The sequence below is a fragment of the Streptomyces sp. NPDC050548 genome (assembly GCF_044457385.1).
GTDB lineage: Bacteria > Actinomycetota > Actinomycetes > Streptomycetales > Streptomycetaceae > Streptomyces.
Genome location: NZ_JBITGV010000017.1, coordinates 94,309 through 116,263 on the forward strand (window position 1 = coordinate 94,309; position 21,955 = coordinate 116,263).

Genomic DNA, 21,955 nt, shown 5'->3' on the forward strand with positions numbered 1-21,955 from the left:
GGGCTCACCCCTCCAGCAACCGCTGCCCCACGTACTCGCCCTCCGCCGCCCCGCCCGGGACCGCGAACAGGCCGCTCGCCTCGTGGCGGATGTACGTCGACAGGGCGTCGCCGCGGTCGAGCTTGCGCTGCACGGTGACGAAGCCGCGCAGCGGGTCGGCCTGCCAGCAGACGAAGAGGAGCCCGGCGTCCGGGGTGCCGTCGGCGCCGATGCCGTCGTGGTAGGAGAAGGGGCGCCGGAGCATCGCCGCCCCGCCGTTCTGGTCGGGGCGGGCGATCCGGGCGTGCGCGTTGATGGGGACGACCAGGGCGCCCTTCGCGTCGGTCTTCTCCAGGTCCATCGCGGTCGTCTCACCGCCCCCGGAAAGGGGTGCCCCATTGGACTTGCGGCGCCCGACGACGTTCTCCTGGGCGCCGGTCGAGAGCTTCTCCCAGTCGTCGAGGAGCATGCGGATCCGGCGTACGACGGCGTAGGAGCCGTTCGCCATCCAGGCCGGGTCGGCCGAACCGGACGCCGGCACGAAGATCCGCTTGTCGAAGTCGGACTCGGTCGGCTTCGGATTGCGGGTGCCGTCGAGTTGGCCCATCAGATTGCGGGCCGTCATCTTGTGGACCGTCGCGCCCGGCGACCGGTTGAAGCCGTTCATCTGCCAGCGCACCTTGGCCGCGCTGCCCGCGTCCTTCTGGATCGTGCGCAGGGCGTGGAAGGCGACCAGGGCGTCGTCGGCGCCGATCTGCACCCACAGGTCGCCGTTGCTGCGTGCCTTGTCGAGCTGGTCGGAGGAGAAGTCGGGGAGCGGGTCGAGGGAGGCGGGGCGCTGCTTCTCCAGGCCCGTGCGGGAGAAGAAGCTGTTGCCGAAGCCGAAGGTGATCGTCAGCGACGAGGGCCCCGCGTCCCGGGCGACATCCGTGTCGTCCTGCGCTGCCGGCTCACCGGCCATCAGCCGCTGGGCGGTCGTCGACCAGCGGCGCAGCAGGGCCGCCGCCTCCTTACGGCCCGCGCCCGCCGCGAGGTCGAAGGCGACGAGGTGGCCGCGCGCCTGGAGGCCCTCGGTGATGCCGGGCTGATGTTTCCCGTGAAACATTGCCCTGTCCGCGCCAAGTGAGGTCAGCGGAGTGGCCCCTGCCGGTGCGGACGCGTACCCCACGGCCCCGCCCGCCGCACCGAGCACGAGTCCGGTGGCACCGGCCGAACCGAGGAGCCGTCGGCGGGAAACACCCTCCCCCGGGGAGGCGTTTTCGGAAACGGCCTCCCCAGGAGGTGCCTTTACGGTGCTGGCCTCGGGAATGGACTGGTCAGGCATGGCGTGGTTCAGCCGATCTGCGCGTTCTTGTCGACGGTGGTCTGGTCGATGTCGGAGGTCCGCACGGTCACCGAGATCTTCCAGTCGCCCGCCATGGGGATCTGGATTCCGTTCGCGGCCCAGTGCCCGGTGGTGATGCGGTCGGGCGTCACGGGCAGCGGACCGATCTTCTTCGCCGCGAGCGTGAAGGCGACCTTCACCTCGGGGACGTCGAAGGCCCGGCCGTTGGGGCGCTGCACATAGACGTGCATCTCGTTGCCGCCCACCCGCGCGGGGTCGATGTCGACCCGGATGACGCCCTTGCCGTCCGTGCCCCCGGTGTCGAAGGACATGTCCAGGGTCAGCGCGCCCGAGGACGACGAGGAAGAGGACGAGGAGGAGGCCTTGGCCGCCTTGGCGTCCTCCTCCGTGCGGCCCGGTTCGGTGGTCGTCAGGGCCGTGGTGACGGCGAGGACGACGACCGCGACGGCGGCCTCGGCGAGGACCGAGCGGCGCAGCCCGAAGAGATTCGGGTCGGCGTCCCGCAGCCGCTTCTGCTTGGTGTTGTCCACGGCGGCCTGCTGGCGCGCGAGTTGGGCGGCGCGCTTGGAGTCACCGGACGCGGCCGACGAACCGCCGGTCTTGGCGGACGCCGTGACGTGCTCCTTCTCCGGCTCGTTTTCCTCGGCTGCCGCCGTTTCCTCGACGACCGTCTCAGCCGTGGCCGTGTCGGTGTCGCCGTCCGCGAGTCGCGCGGTCCACCGCCGGGAGATCGACGCGATCCCCACGAGCAGCGCAACCAGCCCGATCTTGACGAGCAGCAGCTGCCCGTAGCCGGTGTCGGTGAACGCCGACCAGGAGCCGAGCTGGCGCCAGGACTGGTAGACGCCGGTCGCGACCAGCGCGACGACACTGCCGAACGCGAGGCGCGAGAAGCGCTGTACGACGACCCGTCCGACGGGGTTGTCGGCGGGCGCCCGGTACAGCGAGACGAGGAGCGCGGTGAGGCCGCCGAGCCAGGCGGCGACGGCCAGCAGGTGGACGACGTCGACGGGCATCGCGATGCCGGGCTGCAGCCCGGTCGAGGCGTGCTCGGACAGCGCCCAGCTCGCGGCGAGCCCGGCGGCCACCACACCGCCGCCGATCGCCAGCCCGAAGGTCAGGTCCCGCTTCTCCTCGTCCTCCCGCTTGTCGTAGGCCCCGAAGAGGACGGCGATGAACAGCGCGGCGGCGGCGAGCAGCAGCAGCCGGGAGACGAGCGAGGCGCCCGTCTTGGTCTGGAGGACCTGGCCGAGGAGGTTCAGGTCGAAGATGTCGCCGAACTTCCCGGAGGTCGTGTACGAGCCGCGCAGGAGCAGCAGCCAGAGCGTGGCCGCGGTCAGCGAGACCCACCCGGACACGACCAGCCGCTGGAGGGCGCGCACCCCGGCGCCCCGCTGCCAGCAGGCCAGGACGAAGGCGGCGCCGCCGACCATGACGATGAAGCCGGCGTACGACATGTAGCGCCCGAAGCCGTACAGCCCGCCGACGAGCCCGCCGCCGACGTCCTGTTCGGCCGACGCCGAGACGACGGTCTTCGAGGGGGAGCCGATGGAGAAGGTGAAGGCGCCGCCCACGGGGTGACTGTCCGCGGACACGACCTGCCAGGCCACCGTGTAGGTGCCGGTGGGCAGTCCGCTGCGGATCTGCACGGCGTATGTCGTACCGCTGATGTTGGACGGTTTGCCGACGTCGACGCGTTTGCCCTTCGGGTTGAGCACGCGCAGCGAGTCGTTGTTCGTCGCGACCTTCTCGGAGAAGGTGAGCGAGACCTGTGTCGGAGCCTTGTTGACCACCACCCCCGAAGAGGGGTCGCTGCCGGTCAGGGCGGCGTGCGCGGAGGCCGTCCCGGCACCCGCGAACAGCATGCCGACGACGGCAAGGAACAGCAGCACCAGAGTGCGGACTCGGGGGGTGATGGTCGTCTTCAAGGTGGGGGTCCCTCCCTCAGTGCCCGGTCGTGGGGTTGTACGTCGCCGACTTCACGGGCATCTCAACCGTGAGAGGGCCGGACTTGGCAAAGTGCAGCTTCACGGTCACGTTGTCGCCCTGCTTCAGCGTGTGCTTCAGCTTGTCGAACATCAGGTGGTTGCCCCCGCTCTTGAACACGAGTTGACCGTGTGCGGGCACATTGAGGGACGTGACCTCCTCCATCGCCTGGCCGACCGTCTCGTGCACGGAGACCGGGCCTACGTCGCTGGTGACAGAGGTCAACTCGTCCTTCGTACCGCCCTTGTTGGCGATGTCCAGGAAGCCCGCCGCCATGTCCGAGACCGGCTGGGGGATGTAGGCGGAGCCGACGGAGAGCTGGGCCTTCGTGTCGTCCGAGCCGCCGCAGCCGGTGAGGACCAGCGCGCCGGTCAGCACCGCGACGGGCCCGGCGAACCGCCTCACGGGGTCTCCCCCTTGATGATCTTGGGGAGGTCCTTGGTGTAGTCGTCGACGGTGGTGTCCTGGCCGTAGAGCAGATAACCGCCGTTGGTCTTCGGGGAGAACGCGACGACCTGGGTGCCGTGGACGGAGACGAGCTTGCCGTTCTTGTCCTTGGAGGTCGGTTCGATGGAGATGCCCAGGGTGCGGGCGCCGGCCTGGATGGTGGCGAAGGAGCCGGTCAGGCCGACGAACTGGGTGTCGATGCCCTTGAGCCACTTGCCGAGCTCCGACGCGGTGTCCCGGGCCGGGTCGGTGGTGACGAACACGACCAGCAGCTTGTCCTGCTCGGCCTTGGGCAGCGACTTCTTGGCGACGGCGATGTTGTTCATCGTCAGCGGGCAGATGTCGGGGCAGTGGGTGTAGCCGAAGTAGATCAGCGTCGGCCGGTTCTTGGTCTCCGCCCGGAAGTCGTACTTCTTGCCGTGCGTGTCCGTGAGGACCAGGTCCGGCTTCTCGAACGGGGTGTCGAGCACGGTGGCGGCCTGGGTCGCGGTGTCCTCGGAGACCACGGCGACGGGGCTGTTGCCGTCGTCGCCGCTGCCGCAGGCGGAGAGCGTCAGGGTGGCGGCGGCGAGCAGCGCTGCCGCCGCGAACGTCTTCTTGCGCATAGGAAAAATGTCCCAGTTGTGAGAGCTCCGGCGCGCACCGGGGTCGTTGCGCAAGAGTCGCACGGACCCCTGTGCGCGCCATGAGCGGACGGGCCTCAGACGGTCGTACGCCGACGGCCGGCGAGAACGCCGTACGCCACACCGGCGGCGCCGACGGCGATGCCGACCACGCCGAGGACGCGGGCGGTGGTGTCGGAGGAGTCGGCGGCGGTCGTGGTGTCGGCGGCGGTGTTCTCGGTCTTCTCGGAGGCGTCCTCGGCGGTCGCGCCGGAGGCGGAGGCGGAGGTCAGTTCAAGGGTCGGAGCCGGGTTCTCGGGCTCCTCCTCGCCGTCCTTCTGCACCTCGATCCAGCGCACGACCTCCTTGTCGGAGTACGTCTGCAGCGCCTTGAAGACGAGCTGGTCGGCGTCCGTGGGCAACATGCCGACGGAGACCGGGAACTTCTGGAAGTAGCCGGGCTCGACGCCCTTGCCGGTCGCGGTCCAGGTGACCTTGGTGACGGCCTCGGTGATCGTCTCGCCGTGCATCTCGGCGGGCTTGGCCAGCTTCGACCTGGTGACCTTGACGGTCCAGCCGCTGATCGGCTCCGGCATCACGGAGGCCAGCGGGTGGTCGGTCGGGAAGGTGACTTCGAGCTTGGTGGTCGAGGCGTCGTCGCGCTCGTTCGGGACCTTGAAGTCGACGACCGCGTAGCCGCCCTTGACGGCCGTGCCCTCCGGCTGCACGGAGACGTGCGCGAAGGCGGGGGAGGACAGGACGACAACGGCCGAGCCGGCGACGGCAGCGGCGGCGGCGATACGAGAAGCCTTCATGGAAGGGAGCACTCCACTTCGAGTTCGAGTGAGTTCCGGTGGTGAAGAGGGGCGCGTGAACACCTGGGTGACACCAGGGGTTTCCCGGCGGAAAAAGCCGGGCACGCGCGCGTGCCGCACGACGGCGGCCTCTCCACACACGAAAGGAGTGCGGTGGTGGTCGCGTCGCGTCAGGCGGCGAGGACGTGTGCGGCGGCCGAAGGCGGACCGCGGCGGATCACCGAGTGCTGGAGTGCGGTGGTGTGCGGCGCGGGCGGCGCGAAGTGGGCGGTACGCCGCAGCCGCGGACCCGTACCAGGTGCTCCCGGCAGTCCGGCCCGCAGGGCGCGCACCAGGGCGAGCGCCCCGCGCAGGGACCGTACGAGCGCCCCTTCCGCGACTCCGTGTGCCGACAGTTCCATCAGGCGCCGCAGCGCCAGGTCACCGTGCCGCAGCAGCCAGCCGGCGGCGAGGGCCGCCAGGAGGTGGCCGATCAGCATGGACACGGACGGGAAGAGCGACATGGAGGAGGCGGCGGAGGTGGACATGGCGTCCGCCGGGTGGTGCATCGACCCCATCCCGCTCATCCCGCTCATCGGGCCCGAGGCCGGCAGCAGCCGCGCGTCGGCGAGGAGTTGGTGGGCCTGCGCCGGGCTGATCGCCGCCGCGGTGGTCCCGCACAGCAGATGCGCGGCGCGTGCGACGAGCGAGGCTTCGGACGCGGACAGGCTGCCCGTGGTCGACGTACCGGCCGTCTGGCCGAGCCCGAACAGCGTGTGCAGCACGGTCTGTCCGACCGCGAGCAGCGCCGCGATGCCCGGCAGCGAGCGCTCGCGTCCGGCGAGCGGCGCGACGAGCAGGGACGTGGCGAGGAAGCCCGCGCCGAGTGTCCACAGGGGCACGGTGGCGCAGGAGGCGATGGCATGACCGGCCGCGGCCAGCACGACACAGACCGCGGCGAACACCGCGGCCCGCAGGAACCGGAGTTCACCTCCGGAGCGCGCCGTACGTGGGTGGGGGGCAGTCATGGCGGGCTCATCATCGCACCGGCCCTGTGGACGCCATACGGCAGGTCCGCCACACCGGGACGATAATGTGTCATAGATCACAAAGGTCACTCTCCGACGTGAGCTACCTCCGGATACACCAATTACGTTTCGGGCACATCCCCCATATGGGCGGCATCACGTCAACTCCGTGCTTACACAGGGGCACTGGCGGCAATAGGTATCACTATGTCGAGCCGCGGCCAGGAGGCTGGAGCATGAGCATCTGGTGGTCACTCCATCTGAGGCGCGAGGCCGCGAGCGTTCCGCTCGCCCGCCGGCTTCTCCTCGGCACGATGGAGACCGCGGGCGTCGACCCGGACATCTCCTACGACCTCTCGGTCGCCCTCAGCGAGGCGTGCGCCAACGCCGTCGAGCACGGCGGCGACACCGAGCCCGGCGCGTCCTCGGAGGCGTACCGCGTCACCGCGTACCTCGACGGCGAGAAGTGCCGGATCGAGGTCGCCGACTCGGGCCCCGGCTTCGCGCGCGCCCAGGCCGTCCGCCCGGCCCCGAGCGAGGCGGAGAACGGCCGGGGGCTGTGTCTCATCCAGGAACTCGCCGACCACGTCCACATCGGCAACAAGCCGGGTGTGGGCGGCGCGGTGGTGAGCTTCGACAAGATCCTGAAGTGGCGGAAGGACGCGCCGCTGATGGCGGTGTGAGGGAGCGTCCGAAGCGCGTCCCTGGGTGTCCGCGCCACGGCAGAATCCGCGCATGGACATCCGACCCGAACAACTGACCGAGGGCTTGACGCTGCGGCTCGCCGAGCCGGCCGACGCCCCGGCCCTCGCCGCCGCTTTCGCCGAGAACCGGAGCCCCTGGGAGCCGTACCGCCCGGACGCCTTCTTCACCGCCGAAGGACAGCGCGGGCGGCTGCAGGCGATGTTGCGGGAGTACCGGGAGGGCCGGGTCGTGCCGTTGCTCCTCGTGTCCGGCGAGCGGGTCGCCGGGGCCTTCACCCTGGCCGGGATCGTGCTCGGCTCCTTCCGCAGCGCCTCGCTCGGCTACTGGATCACCGCCGACCTGCAAGGGCGCGGCCTGGCCACCTCGGGTGTCGAACGGGTCTGCCGGCTCGCGCGGGAGACGCTCCGACTGCACCGGCTGGAGGCGACCACACGGCTCGACAACCTCGCCTCCCAACGCGTCCTGGAGAAGAGCGGGTTCGAACCGATCGGCATGGCTCCGCGCTACGCGCACATCGGCGGGGAGTGGCGGGACCACCGGCTGTTCCAGCGGATCCTGAACGACGACGACCCGATGTCAGTTTTCTAAGGATTCTTACCGGGCGCACAGCCGGGACCCACGCCCCTGACGGGTGCCGTTCGTAGCTTCCCGATCATGACGGGAAACCACAAAGACAAAACCATCAGCCGGCGCCGCGCCCTCGCGGTGACCGGCGGTACGGTCGCGGCCGGCGGGCTGGCGGTGGCCGGGTTCCAGTCGGCGTTCGCCGACACGACCGACACGACGGCCGACGCGGACGCGACGGCCACGGCGACCTCGACCAGCAGCGAGTGCATGACGCTGATGACGAGCGTCACCGAGGGCCCGTACTACCTCGACGGTGCCTTGGTGCGCAAGGACATCACCGAGGGCAAGGCGGGCGTCCCCCTCACCCTGCGCCTGACCGTCGTCGACGCCACCGACGGCTGCACCCCGGTCAAGGGCGCGGCCGTGGAGATCTGGCACTGCGACGCCTGGGGCTACTACTCCGGCTACACCACCGCCAACCCCGGCGGCTCGGCCCCCGCCGAGAGCGAGGAGGGCGACAGCGCCAACGACCTCACCTACCTGCGCGGTTACCAGATCGCCAACGCCAACGGGGTCGTCAAGTTCGAGACGATCTTCCCCGGCTGGTACACCCCGCGCACCTGCCACATCCACGTCAAGGTGCACACCGGCGGCGAGAAGGAGGACGGCACCTACGAGGGCGGCAAGGTCAACTACACCGGCCAGCTGTTCTTCGCCGACGACATCGCCGAGGAGATCTTCACCCTCGACCCCTACTCCAAGCACACGGGCTCGTACACCGTCCTCGCGAACGACATGGTCTACGACGGCGGAGGAGCCACCAGCGGCCTGCTCACCCTCAAGGCCGTCCACAAGAAGGACCCGTCCAAGGGCTACAAGGGCTCCCTGACGCTCGGCGTCGACCCGGACGCCGAGAGCACGGGCGCGGGCAGCGGCGGAGGCGGCACACCCCCGAGCGGCGCTCCCAGCGACGCCCCTACGGGTACGCCGCCCAGCGACAGCGCCTCCCCTTCCGCCTCGGCCTCCTCATAAGGTAAGGGACATGACAAGTCGCGAGGACGACGCGCTGGCGTGGGCCGCCGTGGCCGCGCTCACCGGTCAGCTGGCCCTGGCTCCCAAGCCGGGACTGCCCGACCCGCGTGACCTGGACGCCCGCAGTACGCGCCGGGAGCACGACAGTCTGCGCTGGTCGGCCAAGGCGCTGACGCCCGGCCTCGCGGCGATGGCCGCCGCCGCCCGCCGTGCCGGTGAGGCCACGCCGGCGCTGCGGGCGGAGCTGGGCGCGATCGGCCGGTGCACCGAGCACTCGGTCGGCCTGGCCGGAGGCGGCCACAAGGGCGCCCTGTGGGCCCTCGGCTTCCTGGTTGCCGCGGTCGCCCTGGACCCCGGTGCCGAGGCCCGCGAGATGGCCCTGAACACCCGGAAGATCGCCGCGTTCAACGACAAGGGCGCCCCCAGGCGCCCCTCCCGGGGTTCGTCGATCTCCGTCAAGTACGGCGCGGCCGGCGCCCGGGGCGAGGCAAGGGCCGGATTCCCGCACGTACGCAGGGCGTTGGACGCCCTCGACACAGCCCGCAAGGCAGGCGCCACCGAGAGCCAGGCCCGCCTGGACGCCCTCCTCACCGTGATGTCCACCCTCCAGGACACCGAACTCCTGCACACCGCCGGCCCGTTGGGCCTGCGCCAGGTCCAGGCGGGGGCCCGCGGTGTCCTGGAAACGGGCGGCACGGCCACGAGGGCGGGCGCGGAGGCCCTGGCCGCCTTGGACACCGACCTCCGCACGCGCGCGTGGAGCCCTCGCGGAAGCGCGGGACTCTTAGCGGGCGCGCTGTTCCTGGACTCACTGCCGGTCACCTCGCCGGCGCGGACCGGTTGATGGAGCCGGTGCCGGTCAGCTCACCAACACCCTCCGCCTGACCGGCACTTCATCCCCACGGGTCGCCCGCCGCGTCGCCGGTCCCATCGCGTACGACGCCGCCACCGTCGCCCCGCCCAGCAGCAGCCAGCCCGGTGTGCCCCACTCCAGGAGGAGGGACGTCAGCACCAGGGGACCCATCGTCCGGGCCACCGTCACACCCGTCCCGAAGAACCCCTGGTACTCGCCCACCCGGTCGGCGGGCGCCAGTGCGAAGGACAGTTGCCAGGAACCCGCCGACTGCCCCATCTCGGCGGCCACTTGGAGGACCGCCCCTACCACCAGCGCCCCGGCCGCCACCCACGGCGACGCGCCCGCCGACAGTGCGAACGCCGCGCAGGCCGCCAGCATCACCCAGCCCGAACGCCGCACCACGCGCGTGGCCGACGCGAGCCCCGTGACCCCGCGTGCCGTCCGGACCTGGAAGACCATCACCGCACCGGTGTTGAGCACGAACAGCGCGGACACCAGCCAGGTCGGCGCGTCGGTCCGCTCGGCGATCCACAGCGGCAGCCCGAGGCTGAGCAGCGGCATCCGCAGCAGCAGCACGGTGTTGAGAAGAGTGACGACGACATACGGCCGGTCGCGCAGGACGCCGAGGCCGCCCGCCTTCCGCACCTGAACGCTCGGTACCGACGGCAGCCGCAGCAGCAACCCCGCGCACACCAGGAAGCTCACCGCGTCCAGCGCGAACACCCCGAGGTACGCCGACCGCGTCCCCGCCCGCAGCGCGAGCCCGCCGAGGCCCGCGCCCACCGCGAGACCGGCGTTCAGCGTCGACTGCAGATGGGCCAGCAGCCCGGTCCGCTCCCCGGCGGACACCAGCCCCGCCAGCAGCGCCTGCCGGGCCGCCGCGAGCCCCGACTGCGCGGAGGCGTAGGCACACGCGGCGAGCACGAACGGCACGAATCCCCGGACGACGAGGAAGGACGCCACCGCGAGCCCGGTCGCCAACGCCAGCAGCACCGCCGTACCGCGCGGCCCGCGCCGGTCGGCCAGCCGTCCCAGCGGCACGCCCACCAGTGAACCCACGGCCCACGCGAGGGTGAGCCCGAGGCCCACGCGCGCGGGGGCGAGCCCGACGACGTGGGTGAAGTACAGCGCCGAGGTCACGTAGTAGGCGCCGTCACCGACGGAGTTGGTCAACTGGGCCAGCGCGAGGGTGCGTTGCGGGCCCGCGGGCGGGACGAGCGAGTTCGTCATGGCTACGACGGTAGAAGCTTATTGGGTCCCCTGTGAGACCCAATACTCACTCCATTTGTTGGCCCAATTGTCGAACCCTTCGCCCTTCTGGCCCCGTCCAGCACCCGCCCCAACACCTCCAGCGCCTCCGGATACACCCGCTCCCGGGGCGTCCCGTACCCCACGACCAGCCCCTGCGGGCGTTCCTCCCCCGCCGCATGCCAGTGCTCGCCGAGCCGCCCGACCGCGAGCCCCTCCTTCTCGGCCCGCGCCACTACGGCCTCCTCGTCGTCGACCTCCACCAGCGCGTGCAGCCCGGCCGCGATCCCGCGCACGCCGCGGCGCGCCCCCAGCCGGTCGAGGAGCTGGTCGCGGCGGCGCCGGTAGCGCAGCCGGCACGCGCGCACGTGCCGGTCGTAGGCGTGGCTGTCGATCAGTTCGGCGAGCGCCAACTGGCCGATGGTCTCGGTGTGGTGGTCGCTGTGCAGCTTGGCGTCGGCGACCGCGTCGACCAGGTGGGGCGGCAGCACCATCCAGCCGAGCCGCAGCGCGGGCCCGAGCGTCTTGGAGGCGGTGCCCAGGTACGCGACCTGTCCCGGCGCCATCCCCTGGAGCGCGCCCACGGGCTGCCGGTCGTAGCGGAACTCCCCGTCGTAGTCGTCCTCGACGATGAGTCCCCCACGCGCGCGTGCCCAGTCGGTCAGTGCCCGTCTGCGCTCCGGGTGCAGGGTCACGCCGGTCGGGTACTGGTGGGCCGGTGTCAGCACCACGGCCGCCGCGTCCCCCAACTCCTCGGCGCGGGCGCCCCGTTCGTCGACCCCTACGGGGACCACGGTGCCGCCGTTGTGCCGGACCACCTCCCTGTGGAAGGGCAGTCCGGGATCCTCCATGGCCACTCGGGAACCGTCGAGCACGCGCGTGAGGAGCGCGAGTCCCTGAACGTACCCGGAGGTGATCACGATCCGCTCCGGGGGCGCGATCACCCCGCGCGCCCGCCCCAGGTAGCCGGACAGCGCGGTGCGCAGTTCGAGGCGACCGCGCGGATCGCCGTAGTCGTACGCCAGGGAGGGTGCCGTCGCGATGGCGCGGCGCAGCGCGCGCAGCCAGGCCGCCGCCGGGAACGCGCCGACGTCCGGGCTGCCGGGCCGCAGGTCGAAACGGGGTGCACGCGCGCGTGCCGCCGCCCCCGGTGTCTCCGTGTCGACGGAGGGCAGCAGCGCGACCTGGGTGCCGGAGCCCTGGCGCGCGGTCAGATAGCCCTCGGCGACGAGCTGGTCGTAGGCCGCCTTCGCGGTGCCCCGGGAGACGCCGAGTTCGGTCGCGAGGCGTCTGGTGGCCGGGAGGCGGGTCCCGGGGGCCAGGCGGCCGTCGCGTACGGCGTCCCGGAGCGCGCGTTCGAGACCGGCGCGGCGGCCGCCCTCCGGGTCGGGTTCCAGATGCAGGTCGACCCCGACACCGGACCAGAAGTCGTTCACGAAAAAGCCCTCCCCCTAGGCATACGAACGGCCGGGCACCCTACGCGTGCCCGGCCATCAGTCTTGTATCAGCTCCGTCAGCCCTTGAGGGACGCCATCCACGCCTCGACCTCGTCGGACCGCCGGGGCAGGCCGTCGGAGAGGTTCCGGTTGCCGTTCTCGGTGACCAGGATGTCGTCCTCGATGCGGACGCCGATGCCGCGGTACTCCTCGGGGACGGTCAGGTCGTCCGCCTGGAAGTACAGGCCGGGCTCCACCGTGAGGACCATGCCGGGCTCCAGCGTGCCCTCGACATATGTCTCGGTGCGCGCGGCGGCGCAGTCGTGGACGTCCATGCCGAGCATGTGGCCGGTGCCGTGCAGTGTCCAGCGGCGCTGGAGGCCCAGCTCCAGGACGCGCTCCACGGGTCCCTCGACAAGGCCCCACTCGACGATCTTCTCGGCCAGCACGCGCTGCGCCGCGTCGTGGAAGTCGCGGTACTTGCCGCCCGGCTGCACCGCCGCGATACCGGCCTCCTGGGCCTCGTACACGGCGTCGTAGACCTGCTTCTGGAGTTCGGTGAAGCGGCCGTTGATCGGAAGCGTGCGGGTGACGTCGGCGGTGTACAGGGTGTGCGTCTCGACGCCGGCGTCCAGGAGGAGCAGGTCGCCGGAGCGGACCGGGCCGTCGTTGCGCACCCAGTGCAGGGTGGTGGCGTGCGGTCCCGCGGCGCAGATCGAGCCGTAGCCGACGTCGTTGCCCTCGACGCGCGCACGGAGGAAGAACGTGCCCTCGATGTAGCGCTCGCTGGTCGCCTCGGCCTTGTCGAGGACCTTCACCACGTCCTCGAAGCCACGGACCGTCGAGTCGACGGCCTTCTGCAGCTCGGCGATCTCGAACTCGTCCTTGACCAGGCGGGCCTCGGAGAGGAAGACCCGCAGTTCCTCGTCGCGCTCGGCGGTGACCTTGTCGGTCAGCGCGGCCTCGATGCCGGCGTCGTGGCCGCGGACGACCCGGACCGGGCCGGTGGCCTCGCGCAGCGCCTCGGCCAGCTCGCGGACGTCGGAGGCGGGGATGCCGTAGAGCGCCTCGGACTCGGTCAGCGAGTGGCGGCGGCCGACCCACAGCTCGCCCTGGCCGTCGAGCCAGAACTCGCCGTTCTCGCGGTCGGAGCGCGGGAGGAGGTAGATGCTCGCCTTGTGGCCCTCGGTGGTGGGCTCCAGGACGAGGACGCCGTCCTCGGTGAGGTTGCCCGTCAGGTACGCGTACTCGACCGACGCCCGGAAGGGGTACTCGGTGTCGTTCGAGCGGGTCTTGAGGTTGCCCGCGGGGATCACCAGGCGCTCGCCCGGGAAACGCGCGGAGAGCGCGGCACGGCGGCGGGCGGTGTGCTCGGCCTGCTCGACGGGCCGCAGGTCGTGCAGCTCGGTGTCGGCCCAGCCGGACTTCATGCTCTCGGCCAACTCGTCGGACACGCCCGGGTACAGGCCGTTCTTCCGCTTCTTGATGGGCTCCTCAGACTCAGTCTCCGGGGTCTCCGGGGTGAGCTCGTCGGCCACGGTCATCCTCCTAGATACGGCACTGGACCCCCTCCATCGTACGGTCGTACGGAAGGGGGCCCAGAGCCGTATGGCCTGTTACACATGGCTTCCGGGCGACTACTCGAAACGGGCCGCCAGGAGGACGACGTCCTCGTCGCTGTCGGCCGTGTCGAGGCCGTCCGGCAGGACGGTCCGCAGCACGTGGTCGGCGATCGCGGCCGGGTCGGCGCGCAGCGCCTTGGGGACGCTCGCCGCCGCCGAGTGCAGCCGGGCGAAGGCGCGGTCCATGGGGTCGCCGGTACGGTGCAGCAGCCCGTCCGTGTAGAGCAGGACCGTCTCGCCGGGCTCCGCCTCCAGCTCCACGCTCGGCGCCTCCCAGCAGGCGAGCATGCCGAGCGGCGCGGACACCGAGGTCTCCACGAACTCCGTGCGCCGCTCGCCGACCAGGAGCGGCGGGCTGTGACCTGCCCCCGCCAGGGTGATCTTGCGCAGCGCGGGCTCGCAGTAGGCGAACAGGGCGGTGGCCGAGCGGGCGGGCTCGGTGAGCCTCAGGAGCAGTTCGAGGTCGGACAGGACCGCGACCGGGTCCTCGCCCTCCATCACCGCGTACGCCCGCAGGGAGGCCCGCAGCCGGCCCATCGCGGCGATCGCGCTCGGCCCGGAACCGGTCACCGAGCCGACGGCGAGACCGAGCGCGGCATCGGGCAGCGGCAGCGCGTCGTACCAGTCGCCGCCGCCGCGCGGACCCGTGCGGTGCAGCGCGGCGAGCTGTACACCGGCCACGCGGGGGAGCCGGGACGGCAGCAGCTCCTCGGCGATGGTCGCCATGCACGCGCGCGTGCGCTCGACTTCGAGGAGCCGCGCCAGGTGCTCGGTGGCGTACCGGGCGTACAGGCCGACGAGATGGCGCTGCCGCTCGACCGGCTCGGCGGGCTCGTCGTAGAGCCACACGGCGGCGCCCAGGCGTCCGGCCGCGTCGGTCGCCAGGGGCAGCGCGTAACTCGCCGCGTAGCCCAGGCGTACGGCCACCTCGCGGTGGCGCGGGTCGAGGCCGTCCTCGGCGAACAGGTCGGGGTGGACGATCTCACCCCCCTCGCCGCCGGGAGCCCCGGCAGGACCGTCGAGAATCTGGCCGTAGGACATCGCCCCGCGCGGGACCGTCTCGATGTGGCCGAGGTCGGAGCGGTCCAGGCCCAGGCCGATGGTGGTGTCGGGGCCCAGGCCGTCGCCGGGTTCCAGGACGACGAGTCCGCGCCGGGCGCCCACGAGGGCGGCTCCGGCGTGCAGCAGTTCCTGGAGTGCGTCCGCGAGTGCGTCCGTGCGGGTCAGGCGTTCCGTGAGTTCGTGGAGGGTCGTGAGGTCGGAGACCCAGCCGGCGAGACGGTCCTGGAGCAGGGCACTTGGCGCGTTCGGAGCGGTTTCCGGCGGGTTCTGGACGTTAGGGGAAGGGGCCGGAGGGGTACCGGTGGCGGCAGGCGCGGGCGCGACAGTGTGTGCGGGCGAGGGAACCGTTGAATCGATTCCAGCCACTTTCGGAGGGTGAGGGGCGTTCATGGCGTCCGGCTTTCCGACCGGTGCGTATTGCTCAAAAGCATCGCAAACCCCCATGTCATTCTGCGCCGCTGGCAGTGTCTCCACATGTACACGCACTCGTGAGGGGATGTCCAGCATTGTCCTGCTGGGATTCCTGGTGTCCATGGGTTTCGCGGGGGCATTTCGCTCTCCCCTTGCGGATTGGCAAAGTTGGCTTAAAACTGCATCAGGGGACGGTCCATTGCGGTCGACTGGGCTTGCTCGACGGAGCGTCACAGCGGTCGTGATGGGTACGTACTCGGAGAAGACCAGGGGTGGCGGGGGCCGCCCGGAACCTGGTGAGGGACCCGGGCGTCTTAACCACCGACGATCGTGCCCCATCCTCCCGTGGCGGAGGCGGAGAGAAATACGCGGGACGGCAAAACGCCAGACTTCGCCACCCCCACGCCACGCCCATGCTTTTCAAGCACGCACGGGTTCCCCTTGCTTCGCGCAGGGGTGTGATGCGCCAACAGGTACGCACAGTGAAGTGATCGACACATGGTGTGATGTGGTCCTCGGTGTTGCCAGCGGTGCAACGGAAAGGAACGAGCGCTCATGCGCGAGATCCTCGGAAAGCGACGCAGGCTCCTGTCCAGGCGAGACAACAGGAGGTCTGAGATGCTCAGCGCGGCCCTGACCTTCGCCACTGAATGGAAATGGCCCGTACTCCCGGGCGTGGCACCCGATCCCCAGGGACGGGCCCGCTGCGGCTGTCCGGACCCTGAGTGCACGGTGCCCGGCGCCCACCCCTTCGACCCCGGCCTCCTCGCGGCCACCACCGACGCCCGCATGGTGCGCTGGTGGTGGGGCAACCGCCCCGCCGCGCCCATCGTCCTCGCCACCGGCGACAAGGCCCCCTGCGCGGTCAGCCTGCCCGCACCCGCGGCCGCCCGGGCCCTGGCCGCGCTCGACCTCCAGGGCATGCGCCTCGGCCCGGTCGTCGCCGCGCCCACCCGTTGGTCGCTGCTCGTCAAGCCGTACTCCCTGGAGCAGTTGGGCGAGCTGCTCTACGCCAAGGACCACGTCCCCGGCTCGCTCCGCTTCCACGGCGAGGGCGGCTATCTCGCCCTGCCGCCCTCCGAGACCGGCCAGGGCCAGATCCGCTGGGAGCGCGCACCACTGCCCGGCTCTTCCTCGCCCTGGGTCCCCGATGTCGAGGCCGTGGTGGACGCCGTGGTCGAGGCCCTCACTCGTACGGGTGTGAGCGCCCCCGAGTTGTAGGGGTGTCGGGCGCGCGCGGACCGTGGCGCCCGTAGTTGGTCGTTATCTTCCGCTCTATGAACCTTCGTCTGCTCGCCCTCGCGGGCGTCGCGGTGTGCGCGGTCGCGCTGCCGCTGGCCGTGGCGTCCGCGGGACCCGTACGCGACGAGGGTCACGCGGTCGTACGTTCCCTGGTCCACTCCTCCGACGACGACCGGGACGATGACCGGAAGGCGTCGTCCGCCGCGCCCTCGCCGGCGCCCACCCGCTCTCCGCTGACCCTCGGCCTGGGGCTGGCCACCGCGGCCCGCTGCGGACCCGAACTCTCCACCCCCGACGGCATCGAGGCGCAGACCTGTGTCATGACGCAGGGCGAGGAGACCTGGGCGCGCACCTACTACCGGAACGCGACCGGCGACGACCTGGACGCGGTGCTGAGCCTGATGGGGCCGGCGGACCGCACCGTGCAGATGCACTGCGCCGTGAGCGCCGAGGATGAGCCCTCGCTGTGCGAGACGCCCAGGGAGCACACACAGGGCGGTCCGGCGGACTACACGGCTGTCGCGGAGTTCGCCGCCGGACCGGGTGGGAGTGGGCCGCTGTTGCTGCGCTCGGGGAGCAACTCCTCGGCGCCTACCGCGAGTTGACGGACGACGTCGTTCCGTACACGCGGGCCGGGCATGAAAAGACCCGGTTGCTGGCGACGGGGGATGCACCAGCAACCGGGCTACTCGAACGGTAACAAGAGATCGGCGGTTCGCAAATTCGATCTCGGCTATTCGGACACCGACTTGCCTTTCACAACGGGGAGTTGTGACAGGAGTCACCGGAGTGAACAGGCCTGTTGCGACTGACCGGTCGGTCAGTCGAACCCCTGCGCCCTTCCGGGTGTCAGCTCAGCGTGACCTGCCGGTTGGTGAGGCCGCCGCGCGCGCGGCGCTCGTCCGCGGTGAGCGGGGTGTCCGTGGCCAGCGCGGCGGCCAGGCGCTCGGCGAACTCTGCGGCCGGCTTCTCCGTGTCGTCCGCGCCGAACCCGCTCGGCAGGTCCCAGACGGGCACGGTCAGACCGTGAGCACGGAAGGACCCCACGAGGCGGGTGCCCTCACCGAGACCGGAGCGGCCGGCGGCGTGCAGCCGGGCGAGAGCGTCCAGAAGCTGCTCCTCCGGGTACGGCATCACCCAGCGCAGATGGTTCTTGTCCGGCGTCTCGCACCAGTACGCGGCGTCCACGCCCTGGAGTTTCACGGTCGGGATGGCGGCGGCGTTGGCACGCTCCAGGGAGGCGGTCACCTCGGGCGACGCGTTCTCCGCCTCCGGAACCCAGAATTCGAAGCCCGTGTGCACAACTGGCTCGAACGCGCCTTCAGGGTCGAGCAGTTCCTGCAGCCGCGGACCGTCGGCCGGGGCACGGCGGGACTGCACCGGAGTGCCCGGGTCCGCGACCAGCGCGCGCTGGAGGGTGTCGGCGAGGTCGCGGCTGATGTCGCCGGACGCCGTGTCGTTCTGCAGGCCGAGCAGCACCGAGCCGTCGTCCCGGCGCAGGGCGGGCCAGGCCATCGGCAGCACCGTGGCCAGCGTGACCGACGGAACCCCTTCGGGGAGGCCGCCCTTCAGCGGCAGCGCGACCGTGGCGGCCGGCACCAGCTCGCGCAGCGCCACCCAGTCGCCCTCGCCGGGCAGCCCCTCGAAGGGCCGCTGCACCAGCTCGGTCACCGCGTGCGCGGCGGCCCGGCCGTGGCACGCCTTGTAGCGCCGGCCACTGCCACAGGGGCAGGGCTCGCGGGCACCGACCACCGGGACCTCTGCGTCGCTGAGCTGAGGCCGCTTGGCCGTGGTCTGGGGTCGCTTCTTGGCCATCGTGGGTGTCTCCCGGTTACGGCTCGTCTCGTACGGGCGGGAGCCTAGCCGTTCACGCCATGACCGACGGGAGCCTGTGGACAACGCGGCGACTCTGGTCGGCGGCGGCCCACCTGTGGAAAACCCGGTGACACGGGGCGCCTGTGGACAATCCGGCGCCTGTGTACGGACGGGGTGGTTCTGCGCGGACGCGCCGGTCCAAGTCGCCGCAACGAACGTGTCCGACCAAGCCGTCGCGGCGGACGCGCGTCAGTCCAAGTCGTCGTAGGTGTCCGCGAAGCCCAGCCGGGGGCCCGCGGAGACCGCCGGGGCCGTGACGCGCGCGGCGAAGTCGTCGCGCCGGTGTGCGGCATCCGGATCGTGGACGTCCTCGTGGACGACGACCCACACCGTGACCTCGCCCCGGGTGTCGTCGCGTACGCCCCAGTCGTCGGCCAGCGCGGTGATGATGTTCAGGCCGCGTCCGCCGTGCGCCGTGACCGACGGGGTGGCCGGAGCCGGGCGGGTCGGGCCGCCGCCGTCCGTCACCTCGACGGTGAGCCGGCCGCCGGTGTCCACGCGCCAGGCGCACCGGACGTCGCCGTCACCGGCCAGGGCGTCGCCCAGGGGCCGCCCGTGTTTGCACGCATTGCTGAGAAGTTCGGAAAGGATCAGTACGGCATCGTCGATGACCGCTTCCGACACACCGCCCGTGCGCAACTGGTCGCGCATGCGATGTCTTGCCTGCCCCACGCCCGCAGGGCCATGGGTCACGGCCATGCTCGACGACGTGGGCACTTCCTGTGCCACCACCAACGCCACCCCCGAGACCTCCTTCGCCCCACGCCACGGTGTGGATGCCCTCTTGGCCTGTACCGGAAACCGGCCAATCCACGTTCAGTGACGCATTCGCAACGATCGAACACGGAACGAACGCGCCGGAGCACTCCCCGTAATCGGGTGGCTTGTTTTCGATGGTGTGGCCGAGTTCGGAGGATGGTGCAGGTGGGGTGCCCGGGTCAAGGGGTGTTTGGCGGTCTTTATGAGGTTCTTTAACGTTCCCTACCGAGCTGGCTCAGAACGGCCCGCGGTCGGTTGGTGATGATGGCGTCAATGCCCAGGTCAACGCAGAGATCGACGTCCTCGGGCTCGTTGACGGTCCACACATGCACCCGATGACCGGCGTTTTTCAGCCGCTCGATATACGCAGGGTGATTGCGCACGATCCTGATCGAGGGGCCTGCGATCCGGACACCGGCCGGAAGTCGACCGTCCCTCAGGCGGGGCGAGAGGAACTGCAACAGGTAGACCGTCGGCAGCGTCGGGGACGCGGCCCGCACCCGGTGCAAAGATCGCGCCGAGAAACTCATGACCCGTACCGGCGAGTCCGCGGCGGAGTCCGGGGCGTCCAGGCCGAACCGCTTCAGGAGCACCAGCAGCCGTTCCTCGACCTGTCCCGCCCAGCGCGTCGGATGCTTCGTCTCGATGGCCAGCTCCACCCGCCGGCCCGCGTCCGCGACGAGTTCGAGCAACCGCTCCAGGGTGAGTACGGAGGTGTCCGCGCGGTCCTCCGGAAGGTGCTCCCAGTCCGGCTCCTCGTCCCGTGTCCGCCAGGAGTCGCGGGACAGGTCGCGGCCCTTCCAGGAGCCGAAGTCGAGGGCGGCCAGATCGGCGAGTTCCAGTGCCGAGACCGCTCCGCGTCCGTTCGACGTACGGTTGACGCGTCGGTCGTGGACGCAGACGAGATGGCCGTCGGCGGTCAGTCGTACATCGCACTCAAGCGCGTCCGCGCCGTCCTCGATCGCCTTCTTGTAGGCGGCGAGGGTGTGTTCGGGGGCCTCTTCGGAGGCTCCGCGGTGGGCGACGACTTGGATCCGGTGCTGCCGTGCGTGGGTCACCGCGTCATGGTGCCACCGCAAAGGGGTACACGTGGAACCGAGAAGGCGTAGATATGCGGCTTTTTGGTGTTGATGACCGCTTATAAAGGATCGCCATGGACCCACAGGCACCGCTTATGGTGCCCTGACGTCCGGTGGGAAAAGCTGACGGCATACAAAAGCACCAGCACAGCTGTTTCGCGCCGGACCGTCGACAAGCGTGAACGAGTGTGACCGCATGCTTCCGAGAACAACAGCCGTGGACCGAGGAGAAGAGCTGTGAGCACCGAGAACGAGGGCACTGAGGTACCCCCGGCCCCGTCTGCACCTCCTGTGCCGGTGGAATCTCCCGCAGCTTCCCCGCAGGCGGCTGCGCCCGAGGGGGGCGCGCCCACCACGCCGCTCCCCCCGGTGCCTCCGAGCACCCCGCACGACGCACCGCACGCCGGGCACGCGCCCGCGTACGGCGCCGCGCCCCAGGCACCCGGCCCCGAGGGCACGGGATCCGCTCCCGACGCCGCCTGGCCGCCCCCGCCCGCCACACCGTCGTACGCCGACGGAGGCACGGCCGCGGGCGCGTACGGCGGCGAGGGCGTGGGCGGATACGGCGGCGACGGCTACGGCGCGGCCGGCGCCGGTGGCTACGGCGGTGACGGCACGGCCGGCTGGGGCACCCCGTACCAGCAGCCGGCGCCCAAGAAGTCCGGCGGACGCGGCGGGCTGATCGCCGCCGTCCTGATCGCCGCGCTCGTCGCAGGCGGCCTGGGCGGTGGCCTCGGCTACACCCTGGCCAAGGACAACGACGACAGCAACTCCACCACCGTCTCCTCCGACACCGGCAGCAGCGCCTCCGTCAAGCGCGACCCGGGCACCATCGCCGCGGTGGCCGCCAAGTCCCTGCCCAGCACGGTCACCATCGAGGCCGAGAGCACCAGCGGCGAGGGCGGCACCGGCACCGGCTTCGTCTTCGACACCCAGGGCCACATCGTCACCAACAACCACGTCGTCGCCGACGCGGTCGACGGCGGCAAGCTCACGGCGACCTTCCCGAACGGCAAGAAGTACGACGCCGAGATCGTCGGCCACGCCCAGGGCTACGACGTAGCGGTCATCAAGCTCAAGAACGCCCCCACCGACCTGAAGCCGCTCGCCCTCGGCGACTCGGACAAGGTGGCCGTGGGCGACGAGACGATCGCCATCGGCGCCCCCTTCGGCCTGTCCAACACGGTGACCACGGGCATCATCAGCGCCAAGAACCGCCCGGTGGCCTCCAGCGACGGCAGCGCCACCAGCAAGGCGTCCTACATGAGCGCCCTGCAGACCGACGCCTCCATCAACCCCGGCAACTCGGGCGGCCCGCTGCTCGACGCCCAGGGCTCGGTCATCGGCATCAACTCCGCGATCCAGTCGACCAGCAGCGGCGGCCTCAGCGGCAGCAGCCAGTCCGGCTCGATCGGCCTGGGCTTCGCCATCCCGATCAACCAGGCGAAGTACGTCGCCCAGCAGCTGATCAAGACCGGCAAGCCGGTGTACGCCAAGATCGGCGCCTCCGTCTCCCTGGAGGACAGCACCGGCGGTGCGACGATCACCACCGGTGCCTCGGCGATCGAGGCCGGCGGTCCCGCGGCCAAGGCGGGCCTCAAGGCCGGCGACGTCATCACCAAGTTCGACGGCTCGGTGATCGACAGCGGCCCGACCCTCATCGGCGAGATCTGGACCCACAAGCCCGACGACAAGGTCTCGATCACCTACAAGCGCGACGGCACGGAGCACACCACCGAACTGACTCTGGGATCACGGGTCGGCGACAGCTGACATACGCGGCGTCAGACGCTCAACCGGCGGGCCGGGCAAGGGATTCCTTGCCCGGCCCGCCCCGGAGCCACCCCCCGACCCCAGGGTGGGGACACAACGCGGGGACC

20 protein-coding genes are annotated in these 21,955 nt (G+C 71.1%); 7 read left to right on the forward strand and 13 right to left on the reverse strand.

Annotation, left to right across the window (positions count from 1 at the left end):
- Positions 1 to 4 precede the first annotated feature (4 nt).
- The 6 genes from efeB to ACIBJH_RS36865 form a co-directional block, all read right to left on the reverse strand.
- Positions 5 to 1,303 (reverse strand): iron uptake transporter deferrochelatase/peroxidase subunit, encoded by a 1,299-nt coding sequence (gene efeB, locus ACIBJH_RS36840; RefSeq protein WP_399121300.1) that lies wholly within the window; start codon positions 1,301 to 1,303, stop codon positions 5 to 7.
- Between the two features lie 8 nt (positions 1,304 to 1,311).
- A complete protein-coding gene (locus ACIBJH_RS36845; RefSeq protein WP_399121301.1) occupies positions 1,312 to 3,252 on the reverse strand; it encodes a copper resistance CopC/CopD family protein in 1,941 nt (646 codons plus the stop codon).
- Positions 3,253 to 3,268: 16 nt separating this feature from the next.
- Complete coding sequence (locus ACIBJH_RS36850; RefSeq protein WP_399121302.1) at positions 3,269 to 3,715, reverse strand: copper chaperone PCu(A)C; 447 nt, start codon at positions 3,713 to 3,715, stop codon at positions 3,269 to 3,271.
- The gene (locus tag ACIBJH_RS36855) at positions 3,712 to 4,362 is read right to left on the reverse strand and encodes an SCO family protein (RefSeq protein WP_399121303.1); all 651 of its coding nucleotides are present in this window, start codon (positions 4,360 to 4,362) and stop codon (positions 3,712 to 3,714) included. The genes ACIBJH_RS36850 and ACIBJH_RS36855 overlap by 4 nt, the downstream gene beginning before the upstream one ends.
- Before the next feature lie 95 nt (positions 4,363 to 4,457).
- On the reverse strand, positions 4,458 to 5,174 hold the full coding sequence (locus ACIBJH_RS36860) for a YcnI family protein (protein ID WP_399121304.1): 717 nt from the start codon (positions 5,172 to 5,174) through the stop codon (positions 4,458 to 4,460).
- Positions 5,175 to 5,344: 170 nt separating this feature from the next.
- The gene (locus ACIBJH_RS36865; RefSeq protein ID WP_399121305.1) at positions 5,345 to 6,181 is read right to left on the reverse strand and encodes a hypothetical protein; all 837 of its coding nucleotides are present in this window, start codon (positions 6,179 to 6,181) and stop codon (positions 5,345 to 5,347) included.
- Between the two features lie 236 nt (positions 6,182 to 6,417).
- Between ACIBJH_RS36865 and ACIBJH_RS36870 the strand changes: the two genes are divergently transcribed.
- The 4 genes from ACIBJH_RS36870 to ACIBJH_RS36885 all read left to right on the forward strand — a co-directional run bounded on the left by ACIBJH_RS36870 (position 6,418) and on the right by ACIBJH_RS36885 (position 9,329).
- Positions 6,418 to 6,864, forward strand: a complete 447-nt coding sequence (locus ACIBJH_RS36870; protein WP_019073437.1) for an ATP-binding protein — start codon at positions 6,418 to 6,420, stop codon at positions 6,862 to 6,864.
- Positions 6,865 to 6,916: 52 nt separating this feature from the next.
- Positions 6,917 to 7,474 carry a GNAT family N-acetyltransferase gene (locus tag ACIBJH_RS36875; protein WP_399121306.1) on the forward strand — a complete coding sequence of 186 codons (558 nt, stop codon included), beginning with the start codon at positions 6,917 to 6,919 and terminating at the stop codon, positions 7,472 to 7,474.
- A gap of 66 nt (positions 7,475 to 7,540) precedes the next feature.
- Complete coding sequence (locus tag ACIBJH_RS36880; protein WP_399121307.1) at positions 7,541 to 8,485, forward strand: intradiol ring-cleavage dioxygenase; 945 nt, start codon at positions 7,541 to 7,543, stop codon at positions 8,483 to 8,485.
- Positions 8,486 to 8,495: 10 nt separating this feature from the next.
- Positions 8,496 to 9,329, forward strand: coding sequence for a triphosphoribosyl-dephospho-CoA synthase (locus ACIBJH_RS36885; RefSeq protein WP_399121308.1), 834 nt, complete (start codon positions 8,496 to 8,498; stop codon positions 9,327 to 9,329).
- A gap of 15 nt (positions 9,330 to 9,344) precedes the next feature.
- Here ACIBJH_RS36885 and ACIBJH_RS36890 read toward each other — a convergent pair whose 3' ends face one another.
- From ACIBJH_RS36890 to ACIBJH_RS36905, 4 genes are all read right to left on the reverse strand, one after another.
- Positions 9,345 to 10,571 carry an MFS transporter gene (locus ACIBJH_RS36890; protein ID WP_399121309.1) on the reverse strand — a complete coding sequence of 409 codons (1,227 nt, stop codon included), beginning with the start codon at positions 10,569 to 10,571 and terminating at the stop codon, positions 9,345 to 9,347.
- Between the two features lie 2 nt (positions 10,572 to 10,573).
- Positions 10,574 to 12,025 (reverse strand): PLP-dependent aminotransferase family protein, encoded by a 1,452-nt coding sequence (locus ACIBJH_RS36895; protein WP_399121310.1) that lies wholly within the window; start codon positions 12,023 to 12,025, stop codon positions 10,574 to 10,576.
- 77 nt (positions 12,026 to 12,102) lie between these two features.
- A complete protein-coding gene (locus tag ACIBJH_RS36900; protein ID WP_399121311.1) occupies positions 12,103 to 13,569 on the reverse strand; it encodes an aminopeptidase P family protein in 1,467 nt (488 codons plus the stop codon).
- Between the two features lie 93 nt (positions 13,570 to 13,662).
- A complete protein-coding gene (locus ACIBJH_RS36905) occupies positions 13,663 to 15,216 on the reverse strand; it encodes a SpoIIE family protein phosphatase (RefSeq protein ID WP_399121312.1) in 1,554 nt (517 codons plus the stop codon).
- Between the two features lie 459 nt (positions 15,217 to 15,675).
- On the opposite strand from ACIBJH_RS36905, the gene ACIBJH_RS36910 reads away from it, so the two are divergent.
- The gene (locus ACIBJH_RS36910; protein WP_399121313.1) at positions 15,676 to 16,341 is read left to right on the forward strand and encodes a bifunctional DNA primase/polymerase; all 666 of its coding nucleotides are present in this window, start codon (positions 15,676 to 15,678) and stop codon (positions 16,339 to 16,341) included.
- A gap of 56 nt (positions 16,342 to 16,397) precedes the next feature.
- Positions 16,398 to 16,967: a hypothetical protein gene (locus tag ACIBJH_RS36915; protein WP_399121314.1), complete on the forward strand. Its 570-nt coding sequence runs from the start codon at positions 16,398 to 16,400 to the stop codon at positions 16,965 to 16,967.
- A 244-nt stretch (positions 16,968 to 17,211) separates the two neighbouring features.
- Here the strand turns inward: ACIBJH_RS36915 and ACIBJH_RS36920 are convergent, their stop codons facing one another.
- The 3 genes from ACIBJH_RS36920 to ACIBJH_RS36930 form a co-directional block, all read right to left on the reverse strand.
- On the reverse strand, positions 17,212 to 18,177 hold the full coding sequence (locus ACIBJH_RS36920; RefSeq protein WP_399121315.1) for a DUF5926 family protein: 966 nt from the start codon (positions 18,175 to 18,177) through the stop codon (positions 17,212 to 17,214).
- Positions 18,178 to 18,426: 249 nt separating this feature from the next.
- The gene (locus ACIBJH_RS36925) at positions 18,427 to 18,978 is read right to left on the reverse strand and encodes an ATP-binding protein (RefSeq protein WP_399121316.1); all 552 of its coding nucleotides are present in this window, start codon (positions 18,976 to 18,978) and stop codon (positions 18,427 to 18,429) included.
- Positions 18,979 to 19,208: 230 nt separating this feature from the next.
- Positions 19,209 to 20,054 carry a glycerophosphodiester phosphodiesterase gene (locus ACIBJH_RS36930; protein WP_399121317.1) on the reverse strand — a complete coding sequence of 282 codons (846 nt, stop codon included), beginning with the start codon at positions 20,052 to 20,054 and terminating at the stop codon, positions 19,209 to 19,211.
- A gap of 258 nt (positions 20,055 to 20,312) precedes the next feature.
- Here ACIBJH_RS36930 and ACIBJH_RS36935 point away from each other — a divergent pair, with 258 nt between their 5' ends.
- Positions 20,313 to 21,848 (forward strand): S1C family serine protease, encoded by a 1,536-nt coding sequence (locus ACIBJH_RS36935; protein WP_399121318.1) that lies wholly within the window; start codon positions 20,313 to 20,315, stop codon positions 21,846 to 21,848.
- Positions 21,849 to 21,955 lie beyond the last annotated feature (107 nt).